This is a genomic window from Bacillus sp. NP247 (genome assembly GCF_018966865.1).
Classification (GTDB): domain Bacteria; phylum Bacillota; class Bacilli; order Bacillales; family Bacillaceae_G; genus Bacillus_A.
The window spans coordinates 4,568,268-4,587,478 of record NZ_CP076653.1; the positions used below are offsets into that span (position 1 = coordinate 4,568,268).

Annotated in this window: 19 protein-coding genes; 17 read left to right on the forward strand and 2 right to left on the reverse strand. The window is 33.8% G+C overall.

Annotated features, from left to right (window positions below; genetic code table 11):
- Positions 1-53 precede the first annotated feature (53 nt).
- From KPL75_RS23790 to KPL75_RS23860, 15 genes are all read left to right on the forward strand, one after another.
- Positions 54-1,301, forward strand: a complete 1,248-nt coding sequence (locus KPL75_RS23790) for a hypothetical protein (protein ID WP_219918027.1) — start codon at positions 54-56, stop codon at positions 1,299-1,301.
- Positions 1,302-1,314: 13 nt separating this feature from the next.
- Entirely contained in the window at positions 1,315-2,004 is a 690-nt protein-coding gene (locus KPL75_RS23795; RefSeq protein ID WP_219918028.1) for a response regulator transcription factor, read from the forward strand.
- On the forward strand, positions 2,001-3,362 hold the full coding sequence (locus KPL75_RS23800; protein ID WP_219918029.1) for a sensor histidine kinase: 1,362 nt from the start codon (positions 2,001-2,003) through the stop codon (positions 3,360-3,362). Before KPL75_RS23795 ends, KPL75_RS23800 begins: the two co-directional genes overlap by 4 nt.
- 100 nt (positions 3,363-3,462) lie before the next feature.
- A complete protein-coding gene (locus tag KPL75_RS23805; protein ID WP_219918030.1) occupies positions 3,463-4,284 on the forward strand; it encodes a peptidoglycan-N-acetylglucosamine deacetylase in 822 nt (273 codons plus the stop codon).
- Positions 4,285-4,299: 15 nt separating this feature from the next.
- Complete coding sequence (locus tag KPL75_RS23810) at positions 4,300-4,956, forward strand: YkyA family protein (protein WP_219918031.1); 657 nt, start codon at positions 4,300-4,302, stop codon at positions 4,954-4,956.
- A gap of 172 nt (positions 4,957-5,128) precedes the next feature.
- On the forward strand, positions 5,129-5,809 hold the full coding sequence (locus KPL75_RS23815) for an MgtC/SapB family protein (RefSeq protein WP_002200827.1): 681 nt from the start codon (positions 5,129-5,131) through the stop codon (positions 5,807-5,809).
- 88 nt (positions 5,810-5,897) lie between these two features.
- Positions 5,898-6,437, forward strand: a complete 540-nt coding sequence (locus KPL75_RS23820; protein ID WP_219918032.1) for a GNAT family N-acetyltransferase — start codon at positions 5,898-5,900, stop codon at positions 6,435-6,437.
- Between the two features lie 316 nt (positions 6,438-6,753).
- Positions 6,754-8,562, forward strand: a complete 1,809-nt coding sequence (locus KPL75_RS23825) for an IucA/IucC family protein (RefSeq protein ID WP_219918033.1) — start codon at positions 6,754-6,756, stop codon at positions 8,560-8,562.
- A gap of 67 nt (positions 8,563-8,629) precedes the next feature.
- Positions 8,630-10,471: an IucA/IucC family protein gene (locus KPL75_RS23830; protein ID WP_219918034.1), complete on the forward strand. Its 1,842-nt coding sequence runs from the start codon at positions 8,630-8,632 to the stop codon at positions 10,469-10,471.
- Positions 10,458-11,696, forward strand: a complete 1,239-nt coding sequence (locus KPL75_RS23835; RefSeq protein ID WP_219918035.1) for an AMP-binding protein — start codon at positions 10,458-10,460, stop codon at positions 11,694-11,696. Before KPL75_RS23830 ends, KPL75_RS23835 begins: the two co-directional genes overlap by 14 nt.
- Positions 11,693-11,968 carry a petrobactin biosynthesis protein AsbD gene (gene asbD / locus KPL75_RS23840; protein WP_219918036.1) on the forward strand — a complete coding sequence of 92 codons (276 nt, stop codon included), beginning with the start codon at positions 11,693-11,695 and terminating at the stop codon, positions 11,966-11,968. Before KPL75_RS23835 ends, asbD begins: the two co-directional genes overlap by 4 nt.
- 24 nt (positions 11,969-11,992) lie before the next feature.
- Positions 11,993-12,997: a DUF6005 family protein gene (locus KPL75_RS23845; RefSeq protein ID WP_219918037.1), complete on the forward strand. Its 1,005-nt coding sequence runs from the start codon at positions 11,993-11,995 to the stop codon at positions 12,995-12,997.
- 14 nt (positions 12,998-13,011) lie between these two features.
- The gene (locus KPL75_RS23850) at positions 13,012-13,854 is read left to right on the forward strand and encodes a sugar phosphate isomerase/epimerase family protein (protein WP_219918038.1); all 843 of its coding nucleotides are present in this window, start codon (positions 13,012-13,014) and stop codon (positions 13,852-13,854) included.
- Positions 13,855-13,977: 123 nt separating this feature from the next.
- On the forward strand, positions 13,978-14,184 hold the full coding sequence (locus KPL75_RS23855) for an alpha/beta-type small acid-soluble spore protein (protein WP_000113539.1): 207 nt from the start codon (positions 13,978-13,980) through the stop codon (positions 14,182-14,184).
- A 214-nt stretch (positions 14,185-14,398) separates the two neighbouring features.
- The gene (locus KPL75_RS23860; protein ID WP_219918039.1) at positions 14,399-15,652 is read left to right on the forward strand and encodes a bacillibactin exporter BcbE; all 1,254 of its coding nucleotides are present in this window, start codon (positions 14,399-14,401) and stop codon (positions 15,650-15,652) included.
- Between the two features lie 108 nt (positions 15,653-15,760).
- On the opposite strand, the gene KPL75_RS23865 is transcribed toward KPL75_RS23860, so the two are convergent.
- Positions 15,761-16,378 (reverse strand): LysE/ArgO family amino acid transporter, encoded by a 618-nt coding sequence (locus KPL75_RS23865; RefSeq protein ID WP_219918040.1) that lies wholly within the window; start codon positions 16,376-16,378, stop codon positions 15,761-15,763.
- 122 nt (positions 16,379-16,500) lie between these two features.
- Here KPL75_RS23865 and KPL75_RS23870 point away from each other — a divergent pair, with 122 nt between their 5' ends.
- Together KPL75_RS23870 and KPL75_RS23875 are read left to right on the forward strand one after the other, a co-directional pair.
- Positions 16,501-17,943 carry an aminotransferase-like domain-containing protein gene (locus tag KPL75_RS23870; RefSeq protein ID WP_219918041.1) on the forward strand — a complete coding sequence of 481 codons (1,443 nt, stop codon included), beginning with the start codon at positions 16,501-16,503 and terminating at the stop codon, positions 17,941-17,943.
- 12 nt (positions 17,944-17,955) lie between these two features.
- Positions 17,956-18,123 (forward strand): DUF3933 family protein, encoded by a 168-nt coding sequence (locus KPL75_RS23875; protein WP_097829780.1) that lies wholly within the window; start codon positions 17,956-17,958, stop codon positions 18,121-18,123.
- Positions 18,124-18,231: 108 nt separating this feature from the next.
- On the opposite strand, the gene KPL75_RS23880 is transcribed toward KPL75_RS23875, so the two are convergent.
- Positions 18,232-19,197, reverse strand: coding sequence for a patatin-like phospholipase family protein (locus KPL75_RS23880; protein WP_219918042.1), 966 nt, complete (start codon positions 19,195-19,197; stop codon positions 18,232-18,234).
- Positions 19,198-19,211: the final 14 nt, after the last annotated feature.

The following is a 19,211-nucleotide window of genomic DNA, read 5'->3' on the forward strand; positions in this document are numbered from 1 at the left end:
TTATTGGATAAGCAAAAAGTAAAGATAAATACTGTAATAAGGAAAGATATCATATGCAGAAATGGATAGGCATTATGGGAATCGTTTTTATGTTGACTGGATGTAAAATGTCTGAAGCTCCAACAAGTTTAATGGGAGCTCCTACCAATGAAAAGTGGATTGATGAACTAAAAGAGCAAATCGATAAAGATTTGCCTGTTAATTATCGATTGCTTACTCCAATGTCTAATAAAGATAAACAGATGATTTGGTCAATGGATTTTAAACAAGATAATAAGAAAGAAGCCATCTTATTTTATAAATTGCCGAATGAAGATCATAGCGTATATTTAGCTGTATATGAGGAAATCGGCAATGAGTGGAAAATAAAGTCCACGCATAAATTTGATGGTGGAGATGTAGATATCGTTGAAGTCGGTGATTTTACAGGGAACGGGAAGCGAGAGTTATTAATTGGAATCTCTGTAAGTCGTGAATCTTTAGAACATGTAATGTATGTTTTTTCGGAAGAAAATGATGATATGAAGGAGATTTATAATCGGCAATATACGAAGTTATTTATAGAGGATTTAAATGAAAACGGCCTTAATGATATAAGCCTTGTTACTTATAAAAAAGATGAGCAATTGAAAGTTGAGTTCATTGAACAGTTTAAGACTATGTCTGAAGTTACATTCGATCCATATATAAATAGTATTCAACGAATACAAATGGGGCGTATTTCTAACATGTCAAAGGCAGTTGTAATTGATGCAGGAGTTGGGGCTCATTCAGGTATAACATATGTAGCAAAATTTGATAAAGATCATTATGAGGGACTACCTATAGACGGGAAAGAAGAGCTATTCAATGATTATGTTGTGGAAAGTAAAGACGTTAATGAGGACGGCATTATTGAATTTGTTCGTACTGTACGTCCAAAAGGTTGGGAAGAGGTATCGTACGGAGAGAGCACGATGTTTGAGCGTTATATACAGTGGAGTGAAGAGGGAATTAAACCGATAGAAGAAAGATATATCAATATAGAGAAAGGTTATTTTGTCAAAATCCCTCAAGCGGTAATTGGAAAAATAACTGTCCCAGTTCAGCAAGAAGCACCGGATGTTCAAAAATTTATAGATGCAACTACAAATGAAATATGGCTTGAAGTCCATATTTTTAAGCGGAAGGAATGGTTCAAAATAAAAGGATACGAGGCAGCAGTTAAAACGGCTTCTCATGTATATGCAGTACCAAAGCAATCAAAATTTGAAAAAATGAAAGCATATATAAAACCGCTAGCGGATTATCAACAAGAGTAGGGAGGTGGGAATTATGTCAACAATTTTAGTTTTAGAAGATGAAATACCAATCCGTAGCTTTATTGTCTTAAATTTGAAACGTGCTGGATTTTATGTATTAGAAGCTAGTACTGGAGAAGAAGCGTTACAGATTTTAAGTGAACATACTGTTGATGTAGCGTTACTTGATGTTATGTTACCGGGGATCGATGGTTTTCAAGTTTGTAAAGCTAGCCGGGAAAAAAATAAAAAAATGGGTATTATTATGTTAACCGCACGTGTACAAGATGAAGATAAAGTACAAGGGCTAGGAATTGGTGCAGATGATTATATCGCAAAGCCGTTTAGTCCAGTAGAATTAACTGCACGAATACAATCTTTATTAAGAAGAATAGAAGTACATGAAGAAAAAACGAATACAATCACGTCTGGTCCGTTTTCGTTAAATATCATAGAAGAAAGATTATATAAAGGTGGACAATTAGTTGATTTAACCCCTACAGAGTACATGATATTACAGTATTTAATGAATCAGGCTTCGAAGCCGGTTTCGCGGGATGAAATTTTAAATATGATTTGGGGAACCAATTACGTAGGCGAGACGAAAGTAGTCGATGTAAATATGAGACGGTTACGTCAAAAGATAGAATGTAATCCGTCAGAACCAGAGTTTATCCATACCGTGTGGGGAAAAGGATATGTGTGGAAGGAAACTATAAGATGAAACGGAAAGTGACTTTATATTTTATGACGGTCATTACACTAATGCTTGTATTATTTGAAGTAGCATTTTCAGTTTCTATTTATCGATATTATTATAACGGCATTGTGCAATATGTTGAATCTCATGCAAAGACCAGTACACGTTTTTTCTCAGAATACAATTCACTATATTTTATTCGTTTGCAAGAATATAGTGGTGACATAATTAGTAGTTTTCAATTAGAAGGAACGGAATTACAGTTAATTGATCGTCATGGTTCGGTTATACAATCTTCAAGTGGTGAAAAGGTCGAAGGTAAAGTGAATATTCCACAATCTTTATTGGAAGGTGAAATGTATAATCAAGTTACTACCACGAAAGATAATGAAAAACAATTAGAAGTGCTAAGCCCACTTATACATCAAGGACAAACTATCGGTGTTTTAAAATATACGACTGTTTTAAAACATGTGAATGCAAAGATTATTGAAATCATTATGTTTACTATTTCCGTAGGTATTGTTATTTCAGGTATTGTCTTCTTAATTAGCAGACGCTTGGCAAATTCATTTGTTGAGCCAATTGAATCTATCATTCAAGCTTCTTCACAAATCGCAGAAGGAACACTGAAAAATAAAATTAAAGAAGATTATCCTGGTGAATTAGGTGAATTAGCACATAGTTTAAACTATATGTCTGATAAAATAGAAAAAGCAGAACAGATGAAAAATGAATTTATTGCTTCTATATCTCATGAAATACGGACACCTTTAACGGGAATTAAAGGTTGGAGTGAGACGTTAAAAACTGTAGATCATTTAACGGAAGAAGAAATAAAGCAAGGTATGGGAATAATTTCAGGTGAGACAGATCGATTGATTCATTTAGTAGAAGAATTGTTAGATTTTTCAAGATTACAATCAAATCATTTTAATTTATATAAACAAAAGGTGCAATTATACGATATACTAGAGGAGACGATTTGGCAATTAACTCCTAACGCTGAAAAGAAGCAAATTCAATTCATCAATACTATAGAACGAATTGAATTGATGGGAGACCGAAATAGGCTAAAGCAAATTTTCTTGAATATTGTTCAAAATGCAATTAAATATTCACATGAAAATGGTACTGTATACATTGAAGCGACTAAAAATGAAGGACAAGTAGTGATAAAGGTGAAAGACGAAGGGATTGGAATTGCTAAAGAGTATTTACCATATATAGAACAGTCATTTTACCAGATTAATAATCATGCTGCAGGTGCAGGTATTGGTTTAGCCATCGTAAAAAAAATGGTGGAGCTTCATAGAGGTACGCTTAGTATTATAAGTAAAGAAGGAATAGGAACAACAATTTTGATAAAACTTCCATTATAATACATATTAAGTCTATTTATATAGTGTAATAAAATAAATAGATGTATAATTATATTGGATGATTTATATATAAGATTAATAGGGAGAGGAAATCGATAGAATGGAAAAAGCTTTTAATATTAAACGAGTAGTAGTCGTTTTAATGGCGATTGCAGCAGTAGCTATTGGGTATTTCATGTTTCAATCTATTACTTCACCAGCAAAAGCTGTTGCGAAACAAGAAAATGTAATACAGCTTGCAAGTGAACAACCGAAAGGTGAAATGAATAAAACGGCACCAAGTCGTTTTAATGGACAGGAGAGAAAAGTTGCTTACCTTACATTTGATGATGGGCCAGGAAAATATACGGCTGAATTATTGAATATGTTAAAACAGCATGATGCGAAGGCGACATTCTTTTTAATTGGTGCGAATGTGAAACAGTTTCCTGATTTAGTGAAACGTGAAAATGCAGAAGGACATTATGTTGGAATGCATAGTATGACACACAATTTTGCGAAGTTATATAAAAATGGCGAGTATGTTAATGAAATGAAAGAAGATCAAGGCTTAATCGCAAATATTATTGGGAAAGCTCCTAAATTAACACGTCCTCCATACGGATCGATGCCTGGTTTAAATGAAGGTCTCCGAAATAAAGTAGTTGAGGATGGTTTAAAAGTGTGGGACTGGACAATTGACTCTTTAGACTGGAAATACAATAAAGTACCAGTCGATGCAGCGGCAGCACAAATCGCTCAAAATGTATTAGCTGGTGCAACAAAACCGCAAGAAGTCATTTTAATGCATGACATTCACCCGCAATCAGTTGCTGCTGTGCCAGCAATTTTAAAGGGTCTAAAAGAAAAAGGTTATGAATTTGAAGCATACCATGAAGAGAATCACTTCCCAGTGAATTTCTGGCACGATAACCGTATGTAATTGGAGGAATTGAAGTTGAAGTATGGAAAAGTAGCAGTAGTTGGAGCATTATCAGTAGGATTATTATCAGGTTGTTTCGGTGAAAAACCAGAAGAAAATTTATATACGGCTTTTGAAACAGCAGCGACACAAGAAAAATCGCTAGCTGATGATACGAAAAAGTTAGAGCAATTAGAAAAGCAAGGGCAAGAACTATATTCTCAAATTTTACAAGAAGGTAAAGAACATAATGAAGCAGTCACGAAGAAGATAGAGGAAGCTACTGCAAATGTAAATGAGCGTGAGAAAGTATTGAAAAACGAGAAAGAACTGCTAGAGAAAGCTCAGAAGGAAACGAAATCAGTTCAAAGTAATATAGAGAAGCTTGAAGATAAGAAATTGCAAAAACAAGCTAAAGCAGTAGAAGAGTCGTATAAAAATCGTTATGATACATTCCAAAAAATGAATGAGGATTACACGAAGGCGTTAGCGAATGAAAAAGAGCTGTATGAAAAATTAAAAGTAAAAGAAACGAAGTTAAAAGAAATTGGTGAAAAAGTTAAAACTGTTAATGAGTTAAATGTGGAAGCGCAAAAGGCGAAAGAACAATTTAATAAGCATACAAAAGAGTATAATGACAGTAAATTAGCATTTTACAAAGATGCACAGATTAAGATTAAAGAACAGAAATAAAGGGGTATCTTAATCTCGATAAAAAACTATAGAAAAAGCCGAAAAAACATTGTAATAAAAATGTTTTTTCGGCTTTTGTTGCTGGATGAATAGAAAAGACTAGAATTGATATCATAAAAGAGTTATAGTGTATTATTCGAAGGAAAACATTGTAAAGTAAGGAGAATGAAATATGTCATATGAATTTTTATTCAAATTAGGTTTAGCACTCTTTTTAGGATTATTCATCGGGATAGATAGGCAGCTAAAGAATAAACCGCTTGGTGTGAAAACAAGTATGGTTATTTCTGTAGCAAGTTGTTTAATTACAATGGTTTCAATTGAATCTGTAAATGTATATTCTGTACCGGGTCATACGAATATGGATCCAATGCGATTAGCTGCCCAAATTGTTAGTGGTATTGGTTTTCTTGGAGCGGGGGTAATTTTACGAAGAAGTAATGACGTTATTTCTGGATTAACGACAGCTTCAATGGTATGGGCTGCTTCAGCTTTAGGTATTGCGATTGGAGCAGGATTTTATATACAAGCGACGGTTGCTATGGTTTTAATTATATTAGCAATCAATGTACTTCCTCACCTTGTGAAAATTGCAGGCCCATATTCATTGAGACAAAAGGACTTGTCTATCAAAATTACTGTAAATGAGCATCGAGAGTTAGATGGGATTTTTAAGCAAATTAAAAATTTAAATATGCAAGTGAAGCGAGTGAAAATTAAAGATATTGATAATGGAGCATCTCAGCAATTAGAAATGGTAATTTTAGCTCCAGAAGATTTATATACAACTGAGTTATATAGTTCTCTAAAAGAAATCGATCATGTCGTATCTGTTGAAGTTGAAAGTAGATAAAAAAGATTGAAAAGGGTGATGTTGCATCACTCTTTTTTTAATGAAAAAAACATTTTGCTATAATTAATTACAAAGGGGGATATAAGTGATGGAGATACATGTTCGAAGGGCAACGAAAAATGATATTGCAAATATAGCAAAAGTGCATGTGGAAAGCTGGAAAACAACGTATAAAGGGATATTTTCTAACGGGGTTTTAGACAATATAACGTATGAACAACGAGAAAACCTGTGGAAAAACATCTTCCAAAAAGATGATAAGAACGAATATAGGTTTGTAGCAGAGACGTTAAATGGGGAAATTATCGGATTTATCGATGGTGGAGCTGAAAGAACGGGGACATATAATTGTGATGGGGAATTATATGCAATATACATTTTACAAGAGTATCAAGGAATGAAGATAGGACAACGTTTATTTCAAGCTTTACTATCAGATTGTAAAAAAAATAATATGCAATCTCTTTTAGTTTGGGTTGTCTCTAATAATCCTTCTAAAAAGTTTTATGAAAAATATGATCCTGAAAAAATTGATACGAAATTTTTAGAGAGAGTACAGGTAGAAGAAACAGCGTATTGCTGGAGAGATTTAAATCTTTTATACAAACAATTGCAGGATTTAATATAAAATAATAGTATTATGTAAACAATTAAAAAAGGTATACCTATTAAGGGTATACCTTTTTTAATTGTTTTGGATCGATAATAATGAAAAATGTAGAAAATATTAAGTAATTATTTTGAAAGGAAGATATTTTTAATCATGTTTTTAATAAGATTAAAGATATGATAGAAAAAAAGAAAGATTTAGTCAGATAGAAAAATTCTGAAATATACTCTTGAATTGATAATGACAATCAATTAGAATCATAATTGATAATGATATTCAATCATTGTTAATTATATAAAATTTCGATAGCGTTAATATAAAGAGGAGGACCAGTATGCAGCATGCGAAACAAATCGCAGAACATGCAACAATACAAAGCTTTTTAAACTGTTATTTAAGAGAAACAGGGAGCGGAGAATGGATTATAGAGGATGAAAGAATAGAAAGTATCTTCAGTAATACGTTGAATAGAAATATAGTCCCCACTTATTTATGCTGTCGGTTGTCGGCACAAAACATTACTTTGTATGGAGAAGTTATATATAAATCACCAACAGATCGTCATTTGTTTGGAGAACAGTTTTATTATCAAATCGGAGAAACTAAAACTGTTATAAAAGCAGATTACGTTACAGTTATTACATTTTTAATAAAAGAGATGTCTATCAACTATGGAGAAGGAACTAACCCTGCTGAACTTATGCTTCGAGTTATTCATAGTTGTCAAAATATTGAGGAATTTACAAAAAAGAGAGCAGAAGATACATCTGCATTATATGGTTTCCATACAACTTTTATTGAGGCGGAGCAATCTTTATTATTTGGGCATTTAACTCATCCTACCCCAAAGAGTAGACAAGGTATATTGGATTGGAAAAGTGCAATGTATTCTCCAGAATTAAAAGGAGAATGCCAGCTTCATTATTTTCGAGCACATAAAAGTATAGTAAATGAAAAATCATTATTATTAGATTCTACAACAACGATTATAAAAGAAGAATTAAGTAAAGATGACATGGTAAGTAAGGAATTTATAGTGAAATACTGTAAGGAAGATGAATATTCATTAATTCCAATTCATCCGCTTCAGGCAGAATGGTTATTACATCAACCTTATGTACAAGAGTGGATAAATCAAGGAGTACTTGAGTATATCGGTCCCGTAGGTAAGTATTATATGGCAACATCATCACTTAGGACGCTATATCATCCTCATTCGAAATATATGCTTAAGTTTTCATTTCCGGTGAAAGTAACAAATTCAATGCGCATTAATAAGTTGAAGGAACTTGAGAGTGGCCTTGAAGGGAAGGAAATGTTAAATACGTCAATTGGTGAAGTACTAGAAAAGTATCCAGCTTTTGATTTTATTTGTGATCCAGCCTTTATTACCTTAAATTATGGAGCAAAAGAGTCTGGATTTGAAGTGATTATTCGAGAGAATCCTTTTTATAGTGAACATGCAAATGACGTTACTTTAATTGCTGGACTAGTTCAAGATGCTATACCGGGAGAACGTACTCGTTTATCGAATATTATTCATAACTTAGCAGATTTAGAAAATAGAAGCTGTGAAGAAGTAAGTTTAGAGTGGTTTAGACGGTATGTAAATATTTCTTTAAAGCCGATGGTATGGATGTATTTACAGTATGGAGTTGCATTAGAAGCTCATCAGCAAAATAGTGTTGTTCAGCTAAAGGATGGTTATCCAGTAAAATATTATTTCCGTGATAATCAAGGGTTTTATTTCTGTAATTCAATGAAAGAGAAGCTTAATAATGAGTTATCTGGTATTGGAGAACGTACTGGAAATTTATATGACGATTATATTGTAGATGAAAGGTTTCGTTACTATTTAATTTTTAATCATATGTTTGGACTTATTAACGGTTTTGGTACAGCAGGATTAATTAAGGAGGAAATTCTTCTCTCTGAATTAAGGTCTGTACTTGAATCATTCCTTCCATATAACCGTGAACCTTCTACATTTTTAAGAGAATTGTTGGAAGAGGATAAGTTGGCATGCAAAGCAAACTTGCTAACGAGATTTTTCGATGTTGATGAACTGACAAATCCTTTAGAGCAAGCAATTTATGTACAAGTAGATAATCCACTCGTTAGAGAAGTGGCTGTTCGTTCATAAGTAGTGCTAAAATTTCACGTAATACAAATAATGGAATTCGATATTCCGTATTATAGCGGAGGGATTTATGAAAGAAGAAGTTTATCACATAAAAATATTGAAGGCACTCCAATCAAAAGAGTACATTTCAGTAAGAAGAAGAGTATTCCGGCAATTAGTAGAATCGTTAATTTATGAAGAAATCATTACGCCGATTTGTATACAAAAGGGAGAGCAAATCCTTTTTATTATACAAGGTCTTGATGAAAAGAATCAAAATGTAATGTACCAATGCTATGGACAAGAACGTATGACATTTGGGCGTATTTGTTTGCATGACTCATTAATAATGAGAGTTCAAGATGAGGAAGAAGAAATACAATCAGTTTCACAATTTTTACAGGAGATTTTTCGAATTGTACAAGTGGATCGAACGAAATTGGATTCTTTTATTCAAGAATTAGAACAAACAATCTTTAAAGATACGATTGCACAATATGAGAGAAGTAGTGAAGAAGACTATATTGTGAAGTCTTATGATGAGCTTGAAAGTCATTTGATAGATGGACATCCATATCATCCTAGCTATAAAGCACGTATTGGATTTCAATATCGTGACAATTTTCAATATGGATTTGAATTTATGCAACCAATGAAAATTATATGGATTGCAGCTCATGAGAAATATACGACTGTAGGATATGAAAGTGAAGAGAGCTATAACTGTACCTTTAAAGAAGAAATTGGTGAAAAGAAAATCGAAGAGTATATGGATCGTATTCGAAAAATGGACTGTGATTCGAAGAAGTATATGTTTATACCTGTTCATCCTTGGCAGTGGGAGAACTTTATTATTCCGAATTATACTGACCATATACAGGATAAATATATTATTTATTTAGGGAAATCAGAAGATGATTATTGCGCGCAGCAGTCGATGCGGACATTAAGAAATGTTACGAACCGAGCGAAACCATATGTAAAGTTATCAATGAATTTACTGAATACTTCAACTATCCGTACATTAAAACCACATTCGGTTGTGAGTGCACCTGCTATATCGAATTGGTTAAAAGATATAGTAGATCATGATCCTTATTTAAGGGATGAATCGCGTTTAATTTTGTTAAATGAATTTTCGAGTGTTACGTACGATGCGAATAAAAAAGCTACATATGGCTCATTAGGATGTATTTGGCGCGAAAGCGTTCACAAATATTTAGATAAAAAAGAAGAGGCAATCCCATTTAACGGTTTATATGCCAAGGGAAAAGATGGGACACCAATTATTGATTTGTGGTTAAAGAGAAATGGAGTAGAAAGCTGGTTACAACTGCTTATTCAAAAAGCAATTGTCCCAGTTGTACACCTCGTTGTAGAGCATGGAGTCGCATTAGAATCACATGGACAAAACATGATTTTAGTTCATGAAGAGGGAATACCAGTCCGTATTGCATTAAAAGATTTTCATGAAGGACTGGAGTTTTATCGTCCATTTTTGAAAGAACTCGAAAAATGTCCTGACTTTACTAAAATGCATAAAACATATGCGAATGGTCAAATGAATGATTTCTTTGAAATGGCCCGTATTGAATGTCTACAAGAAATGGTTTTAGATGCGCTTTTCCTGTTTAATCTAGGTGAACTGGCTTTCGTGCTGGCAGATGAGTATCAGTTGGAAGAGGAACAATTTTGGATCATTCTTGTTGAAGAAATAGAAAATCATTTTGAAAGATTTTCGCATTTGAAAGAACGTTTTGAAGCATTACAATTATATACACCTACATTTCATGCAGAGCAATTAACGAAGCGTCGTTTATATATGGATGTGGAATCGCTTGTTCATGAAGTTTCAAATCCATTGTATAGAGCAAAGCAACTTATAATACAAAAATCAGTTGTTACAGGGGGAAATCATGCTAATCGTTAATAAACAAGAATTTAGCAAAAATGATTTTGAATCGAGATTACAAGTTTACGAGGAAATGGAACAATTTCAAGAAGCAAAAGGAAATAGATTTGCACTTTGCCTGAAAGATCCATTTGATATTATTACGCTTGTGTTTTTCTTAAAAGAAAAAAAAGCATCTGTATTACTTATTCATGAAGAGACACCGATGGATACAGCTATTGAGATGGCAAGGCGTGCAAATTGTGCGGGGCTCTTATATGGGGAAAGTAACGAATTTATAAAGTTAGAAGTTATAAATCTATTACAAGAAGAACCGTCTTTATTGCAATATAGTTCTGGAACAACAGGAGAACCGAAACTGATTCGTAGAGCATGGACGGAAGTTGAAACAGAAATTACTGCTTATAATGCAGCTTTAAAATGTGATGAAGATGAAGTACCAATTGTTATGGCTCCTGTTTCACATTCGTATGGATTAATTTGTGGTACGTTATCTGCAATTATGAGGGGTAGCAAGCCTATAATCATTACGAATAAAAATCCTAAATTCGCATTAAATATAGTTCGAAATACAGAAAAACATATTATATATGCAGTACCACTTATGCTACATATTATGGGTAGTTTTCCACAAGGTACGTTGCAGTTTCATAAAATTATGACGTCAGGATCACCTTTGCCAGAAGCGTTATTTTATAAACTGAAAGGAATGACAAAATACATGATGCAACAATATGGTTGTTCTGAAGCAGGATGCATTAGTATATGTCATGATATGGAAACTCATTTGGATTTAGGAAAGCCACTGCCTCATGTAAGTATAAACATAGGATCAGATGAAAACGAGCCTGAAGAAATCGTAGTGAAAATTGCTGGAAAGGAAATTTATACGAAAGATTTAGGGTATGAATCTGAGCGTGGCCTTCATTTTATGGGGCGTATGGATGATGTAATCAATGTTTCAGGATTAAAAGTTTTTCCTATAGAGGTGGAAGAAACGATGCTTCGGTTAGAAGGTATTCAAGAAGCAATTGTATACCGAGGGAAGCATCCTGTAATGGGTGAAATCGTAAAAGCGAAAGTGATCTCTCGTATTGCTCCGGTGAAAATAAGAGAATGGTGTATTCAGCATTTACCGTCTTATAAAGTTCCGCATGAAATTGAAAGTGTAACTGAAATTCCGAAAAATAAAACCGGAAAAGTAAGTAGAAAGTTACTAGAGATGGGAGAGGTTACAACATGAGTCGTGAAACGTTAAAGGATGCTGTATTAAGCATTATGATAGAAAAAATGGAATTGAAAAATGTAACGCATTTAGAAGAAACGGTGCGTTTAAATCAAGATTTATATATAGATTCGGTAATGATGTTACAGCTTATAGTATACATAGAAATGGATTTAAAGCTATGCGTTCCAGAGGATGAGATAGACCCAAAGGCGTTTCTTACTGTAGGATCTTTGCTTGACTTTATGGAAGAGTTGCAGCCGTTACACGAAGTAAATGTGAATAACTAACCTTTTAGGAAAGTGGATGAGAGTATGACTTCAATTAAAGTTCACTGTTTAGTGAGTTGTTTTTGTGAAATTATAAAAAGGCGTAGCGATATAGATTTCCGGCCATTTTATTTCGGATTATGGGATGGAGATTTTGATATAACAGAAGGCGGGATTATTTCTTATCATTCCGAAAACATTAACCATGATAACTACTTACTCTGGTATGAAAAATTGTATGGTATTAAAGTGAACGAATGGTACGATCATTCAAAAGATAAAAATAGCAATGTAGAAACATTTTTAGAATTAGTAGAAAATAAGCCAGAAAATCGTTACGTAATTGTAATGGTTGATATGTCTTTATTGCCTGAGAGAGAAAATAAGTTTCATCAAAAACCGTTTCCGCATTACTTGATGATATCGAAGACAGAGAAAGAAGATGAATGGTTCATGCTTGATCCTGATTTTCGCTGGGAAGGGAATATGGAAAGAGAAAAAGTGCTCCATTCTGTTAAAGACAACCCATTTGGTGGAGGCTATTTCATTGATATAGAAGGAATTCAGGAGCCAACACAAGAGATGGTAGAAAGTTATTTCATGGAAACATTCAAAAAGAATGATAACAAACTAACTATGGAATTAAAAAATTTAATAATAAAAATGGCAAATGAAGAGGATGGGTATTCACTTTCCAGGCTCGTAACGGCAGTAAAGCAAATACCCGTATTGGCAATACGTAAATATAGCTATGAACATGCCTTTGCATACTTCCGTGAAACTTTACAATATTCGGAGCAAGAATTTGAGTCTTGGTGTGATCGAGTGGAAGACATTGTACAAGGATTTACAAATGTACAGTACCGCGCAATCAAAATGGCAATGACAAAAAATAAAGATATGTTATTACCAATTGTTGAGAAGCTTGATGAAATGAATACAATTGAACTGCAAATTAAGGATGAATTAGAGAGACAGTTTCTGTCATGGAAAGATATGAAAACAAATCAGTCTGTCTTAACTAATACAAGTTCATTGAATTTAAGATAAGGGAGCTCAAACAAATGAAATATTCGCTATGTACAATTTCATTTCGACATCAACTAATTTCATTTACTGATATTGTTCAATTTGCATATGAAAACGGTTTTGAAGGAATTGAGTTGTGGGGGACCCATGCACAAAATTTATATATGCAAGAGCGTGAAACGACAGAACGAGAAATAGATTATTTAAAGGATAAAAATTTAGAGGTCACGATGATAAGTGATTACTTGGACATATCATTATTAGCAGATTTTCAAAAAACGATGGAAAAATGTGAACAGCTGGTAACACTAGCTAATTGGTTTAATACAAATAAAATTCGTACGTTTGCCGGGCAAAAAGGTAGTGAGGATTTCTCGGAACAAGAGAGAAAAGAGTATGTGAAGCGAATTCGCATGATTTGTGATCTATTTGCTCAGCACAATATGTATATACTATTAGAAACACATCCAAATACGTTAACGGATACTTTACCGTCTACTTTGAAATTGTTAGAAGAAGTAAATCATCCATATTTAAAAATAAACCTAGATTTTCTTCATATTTGGGAGTCTGGTGCAGACCCGGTAGATAGTTTCCAGCAACTAAAGCCGTGGATAGAACATTACCATTTTAAGAATATATCATCAGCGGAGTATTTACACGTGTTTGAACCAAATAATGTATATGCCGCTGCTGGAAGTCGTATAGGAATGGTCCCATTATTTGAAGGTATAGTAAATTATGATGAAATCATCCAGGAAGTGAGCGATACTGAACATTTTGCTTCACTTGAATGGTTTGGACATAATGCGAAAGATATATTAAAAGAAGAAATGAGAGCATTAATAAATAGAAAATTAGAAGTAGTAACCTCATAAGATGAAATGATGTAAGGGTCTCGTTTAAGAGACTCTTTTTTTTATGTAATAAATAACCAAAAATTACCATGTATTTAATTTCGGATTTGATACAATTTAATATATATAAGGAGGTGATCGGTAATGGCTAGAAATCGTAACGCTAATCAATTAGCATCACATGGAGCACAAGCAGCTCTAGATCAAATGAAATATGAAATTGCACAAGAGTTTGGTGTACAGCTTGGAGCTGATACTTCTTCACGTGCAAACGGTTCTGTAGGCGGTGAAATTACAAAACGCCTTGTAGCGATGGCAGAACAACAGCTTGGTGGCGGATATACTCGCTAAATGTAGAAGGTTATAGGAGAAAGGAAGGATTCTTCCTTTCTTTTTTATTTTCAATTAATTGGTATGGATATATTGTGAACAGGATTCAAAGAATAGGAGTAATGCTATATTTTACCCAATTTCTTTTGTTGTAAATGGAAAGTAGTAAAGATGAAATAGCCCTGGTGGAATGTAAACATAATTTCCAGCAGGGCTATTATATGGTAAGAAATATATGATGAAAGGTTCCGAAATCAACATGTTAAAAAAAGAAAACTGTTGTTTAATTGCACTTGCATCAGTTCCACTTGTTATGACGTTAGGTAATTCAATGCTTATTCCAATCCTGCCAACCATTGAAAAGAAATTACATATTTCATCTTTCCAAGTATCCATGATTATTACAATTTATTCTATCATTGCAATTATACTTATACCGATTGCTGGTTATTTATCAGATAGATGGGGACGAAAGATGGTAATGGTTCCAAGTTTATTAATTGCAGCTATTGGGGGAGCGATAACGGGCTGGGTATCATGGAAAGTTGATAATCCTTACGTTTGGATTCTTATCGGAAGAGCAATTCAAGGGATAGGTGCTGCTGGTGCTATGCCAGTTGTCATACCATGTGTAGGTGATTTATACAAAGATGAAAAACAGGTTAGTGCAGGTTTAGGAATCATTGAGACGTCAAATACATTTGGAAAAGTATTGAGTCCCATATTAGGATCAGCTCTTGCAGCTATTGTATGGTTCTTACCATTTTGGGCGATTCCAGTGTTATGTTTAATATCGATTGTTTTACTACTGGTACTAGTAAAGGCGAAGAAACAAGAAGAAGAAGTCCCACCACTTAAAGAATTTATTCAATCTATTATCTCTACGTTTCGAGAAAAGGGAAGATGGTTAATTGCCATTTTTATACTAGGTGCAATTATTATGCTTATTTTATTCGGAATACTTTTTTATCTGTCAACTATACTGGAGTCGAAGTACGACATTCATGGTATATGGAAAGGGTGTGTACTCGCTATTCCTTTACTTGTACTATCAATTAGTTCATATATGGCTGGTAAAAAAATTGGAGATAAACAAGATATTATGAAAAAGTGTATTTATATTGGTTTTTTACTGGCTGCTGTATCTGTCTTCTTACCTTTATTCCTAAAAGGAATCTATTTGCTACTTCTTTGTCTCGTTATTATGGGGATAGGAATTGGTATGGCGTTACCGTGTTTAGATGCTCTTATTACACAAGGGATTGAAAAAGAGCAGAGGGGGACAGTTACGTCATTTTATAGTTCAATGCGATTTATCGGTGTAGCAGCTGGACCACCCCTTTATTCTTTTTTTATGAAAGGATCGGACCATGAAGTATTTTATTTAACAAGCATCTTCGCTGCTATTGGTGCCGTCATAGCAATTATTTGGATTAAACCAGCAAAAGATACAATGATGGTAAAAAAGAAACCGGAACCGAATTCATAGTTAGAAAGAGAATTGCGTGTTATATGATTAACATGCGGTTCTCTTTGTCTGTTATTGGTGGGCTAATAATCAGTGGGGAAACCCCCACTGATTAAAGTTTTACGCTATTTAGTTAGGGAAAATAACTTGTATTAACATATAAAGCCCGACTCCCCATATGATTAGTCCTGAAAATTTATTTAATACTGTAATCGTTTTTCCTGTCGAGTCTAATCCTTTTAGAAATTTTCCAGCAAAAGCTAAACTAATAAACCAAATCCAAGAAACTATAATTGTTGCCAAAGTGAAAGCCCATTTCTCACTTCCTATGTACTGTATAGAGTTTGTTCCAATTACACCAATTGTATCTAAAATTGCGTGTGGATTTAGTAATGAAACCGATGCGGCGAAAATAATTTGATTTTTTAAAGGCATGCTTTTTTCTTGTTTTACATCATTTGAAGGATCGCTTCTCCAAATAACCCAGCCCATATACATAAGAAAGAAAAATCCAATCATATACAGAGTAGTTGTTAACCAAGAAAAAGTAAGGAGTACAAGGGATACACCTTGTACAGCAATTAATATTAATAATGTATCACATATAGATGCAGTCAAGACTACAGGAGCAGATCGCCAAATATTTGGTTGACTAGCGCCTTGATTAAAGACGAAAACATTTTGGACACCTAATGGAATGATAAGACCAAATGCAAGGATGATACCGTGAATAATTGCTTCACTCATCATATTACCTCCTACTTAATGTGATTAGTTATGATAGTGTATATTGTATAGAAGAAATGAAAATTTGTATCCATCCATATGGTTGGATAGGTTACCAACCAAAAAGAATGTGAGGTGATAGGATGGAAAGGTTCGTTTGGAAACCTAATATGTCTTCGTCTATGCCTTTATATAAACAAATAGAATCTTATATAAAAGAAAGAATTGTTAATGGGGAATGGACAGTTGGAACGAAATTACCTTCACAAAGAGATTTGGCGCATACGTTTGAAGTGAATCGAAGTACAATTGTAATGGCTTTCGATGAATTAGTAGCAAAAGGGTATATTGAGGGGAATGGCCGGAAGGGAACAATTGTTATAAATAATAGTGAGAGTACTTCTACATATGCCCTGCCTCCAAACTGGCAGTCTTATGTGGAAACAGGACTTCATTATCCAAATCTTCCTGCTGTACAAGAGATTAATCAAGCTGAATTTACTCCCAATGTAATTCGATTAGGAACAGGTGAACTTTCACCGAGTCTCTTGCCTGAGAAAAAGATGAAGGGTATTATTAATAAAATTTTACAATCAAATGTTACACTTGGGTATGAGGAACCGAAAGGAAATCTCCATTTAAGAGAAAAAATTGCGGAATATTTAAAAGGGCATGGGGTATATGTATCTCCTGACTCTATTTTAATTGTTTCAGGGGCAATTCAAGCACTGCAACTTATTTCTATGGGGCTTCTTCCGAAAGGAGCATCAATTTTATTAGAAAAACCATCATATTTATATTCGCTTAATGTATTTCAATCAGCAGGAATGCGTTTGATTGGAATACCAATGAATGAGAATGGTATATATACTTCATATATTACAAAATATAAGAAACAATTTAACGCATCTATTTTATATACGATCCCATCTTTTCATAATCCGACTAATTTTAGTATGAACGCTAAGAAGAGGGAAGAAGTGATGGAGATATGTAATGAAATTGGATTACCTATTATTGAGGACGCGGTATATCAAGATTTATGGTTCGATGCACCAGTTTCAAAGCCTTTAAAGGCATATGATAAAAATGGTATCGTGCTACATATTGGAAGTCTGTCCAAAGTCATTAGTCCTGGTTTAAGAATTGGATGGATTGTTGGATCAGAATCCGTTATTCAAAGATTAGCAGATATAAAAATGCAAACTGATTATGGTTCAAGTTCTATATCCCAGCAGATTGCAGCGGAGTGGTTTGGAAATGGATTGTATGATGAACATTTACAGTTTGTAAGAATTAAGTTGAAAAAGCGCAGAGATTTTATGTTACAAATGTTAGAGAAATATTGTCATGATATAGCAACATGGTATGAACCGGCAGGTGGTTTTTATATTTGGTTACATATGAATGTACCTGTTTCGAACCGTAGCTTATTTGACAAAGCTTTGCAAGAAAAGATTTTATTAAATCCAGGTACTTTGTATGATAGAAGTGCAAACCAATTTTTGCGCCTATCATATTCATACGCAACGTTAGAAGAAATTGAAATAGGTATAAAAAAACTTGCACAACTAATGAAAATGTAAGAGGAGAAAATAATGAAACGATATGTAATTTGCCAAATTATCGATGGGGATAAATATTTAGCTGCTTATGCGGAGACGAAGCAGGATGCAATTGAAAAAGCGGAATTGTTAGGATTACGAACGGGAAATCGATACACAGTTATTACTGCGGAGGAAGCTGAAGGGTTAACTTATCCTTAAGCAACGTATAATAATTATGCAAGAAGTAAATAAGCCTAGTAATATATGATATTACTAGGCTTATTTTTTTTGAAAGCGTTAAGTGTTCTCGTATGAAAAATAATAGTATTATGAGTCAAGTTGACGGAAATACCGATTTGTTTTTCGGTCCTGATTTCCGTTTCTATATTCATCAATATATTGTCTGAAGTTCCAAGATTGTACAAACTTATTTGCAGCGTTATAGCCAGAATTGTAAAGCCACTCTTTTTCTTCCTTTGTTAACTCAAAGTTTGTACTTGTAATGGATCCCGTTGGAATTGTAATCGTTCTTGCTTTAGATTCCTTGTCTAAATGACGTAAATCATGGGCTTGCATCATTGTTTTAAATAGTCCTTTGAACATGGAGATAGGCTCGTTATAGTGGGCAGGATCAGCTTGAATCTCATCTTTTACAAAATGAAACCCAAAAGTCGGCCAGCGAGGAGAGGCAGGTGAATCGAAAATCCAAATTGGGTAATTGCTTAAAATCCCTCCATCAACCATATAACAAGGTTGCTTCCATCTGGGGGTTCTCCATTTTACGGGTTCAAAGAAGAAGGGGATTGTACTACTCATTCTTACAGCTTTAGCAATAGAGAAGCGATAATTTAAAAATCCATAGTTCGGTAAATCATCGGGGAAGACAACCATTTTACCGTTACTTATATCAGAAGCGATAATTTTAAGCTTATTTAAATCAGGTAAATCTGTAAATAAGTGAACTCCTTTTTTTCGAAGTAATTCTTCAATCCATTCTTCTATAAAAATATTAGAGTAAATACCAAGAGTAGTCCATGCGCTTAATCCTTTGCCGATAAATGGGATTCTGTCAATAAAGTTTTTTTTCATAAATTTATTATAATCAATATCAGTTATTATCGTTTTTAACTCTGAACAAGAATATCCTGCTGCTAGGAGCGCTGCGATAATTGAACCAGCTGATGTTCCAGCTACACGCTCCCATTCATAGCCTTTTTCAGCTAACGCGCAAATTGCCCCTACATGCGCAATTCCGCGTACACCGCCTCCCTCGAAAACACCATCAATCTTCATTAAACATACTTCCT

Coding starts and splice junctions, on each gene's coding strand:
- KPL75_RS23790 (WP_219918027.1), top strand. CDS start 54: ATGCAGAAATGGATAGGCATTATGGGAATCGTTTTTATGTTGACTGGA.
- KPL75_RS23795 (WP_219918028.1), top strand. CDS start 1,315: ATGTCAACAATTTTAGTTTTAGAAGATGAAATACCAATCCGTAGCTTT.
- KPL75_RS23800 (WP_219918029.1), top strand. CDS start 2,001: ATGAAACGGAAAGTGACTTTATATTTTATGACGGTCATTACACTAATG.
- KPL75_RS23805 (WP_219918030.1), top strand. CDS start 3,463: ATGGAAAAAGCTTTTAATATTAAACGAGTAGTAGTCGTTTTAATGGCG.
- KPL75_RS23815 (WP_002200827.1), top strand. CDS start 5,129: ATGTCATATGAATTTTTATTCAAATTAGGTTTAGCACTCTTTTTAGGA.
- KPL75_RS23820 (WP_219918032.1), top strand. CDS start 5,898: ATGGAGATACATGTTCGAAGGGCAACGAAAAATGATATTGCAAATATA.
- KPL75_RS23825 (WP_219918033.1), top strand. CDS start 6,754: ATGCAGCATGCGAAACAAATCGCAGAACATGCAACAATACAAAGCTTT.
- KPL75_RS23830 (WP_219918034.1), top strand. CDS start 8,630: ATGAAAGAAGAAGTTTATCACATAAAAATATTGAAGGCACTCCAATCA.
- KPL75_RS23835 (WP_219918035.1), top strand. CDS start 10,458: ATGCTAATCGTTAATAAACAAGAATTTAGCAAAAATGATTTTGAATCG.
- asbD (WP_219918036.1), top strand. CDS start 11,693: ATGAGTCGTGAAACGTTAAAGGATGCTGTATTAAGCATTATGATAGAA.
- KPL75_RS23845 (WP_219918037.1), top strand. CDS start 11,993: ATGACTTCAATTAAAGTTCACTGTTTAGTGAGTTGTTTTTGTGAAATT.
- KPL75_RS23850 (WP_219918038.1), top strand. CDS start 13,012: ATGAAATATTCGCTATGTACAATTTCATTTCGACATCAACTAATTTCA.
- KPL75_RS23855 (WP_000113539.1), top strand. CDS start 13,978: ATGGCTAGAAATCGTAACGCTAATCAATTAGCATCACATGGAGCACAA.
- KPL75_RS23860 (WP_219918039.1), top strand. CDS start 14,399: ATGATGAAAGGTTCCGAAATCAACATGTTAAAAAAAGAAAACTGTTGT.
- KPL75_RS23865 (WP_219918040.1), bottom strand. CDS start 16,378: ATGAGTGAAGCAATTATTCACGGTATCATCCTTGCATTTGGTCTTATC.
- KPL75_RS23870 (WP_219918041.1), top strand. CDS start 16,501: ATGGAAAGGTTCGTTTGGAAACCTAATATGTCTTCGTCTATGCCTTTA.
- KPL75_RS23875 (WP_097829780.1), top strand. CDS start 17,956: ATGAAACGATATGTAATTTGCCAAATTATCGATGGGGATAAATATTTA.
- KPL75_RS23880 (WP_219918042.1), bottom strand. CDS start 19,197: ATGAAGATTGATGGTGTTTTCGAGGGAGGCGGTGTACGCGGAATTGCG.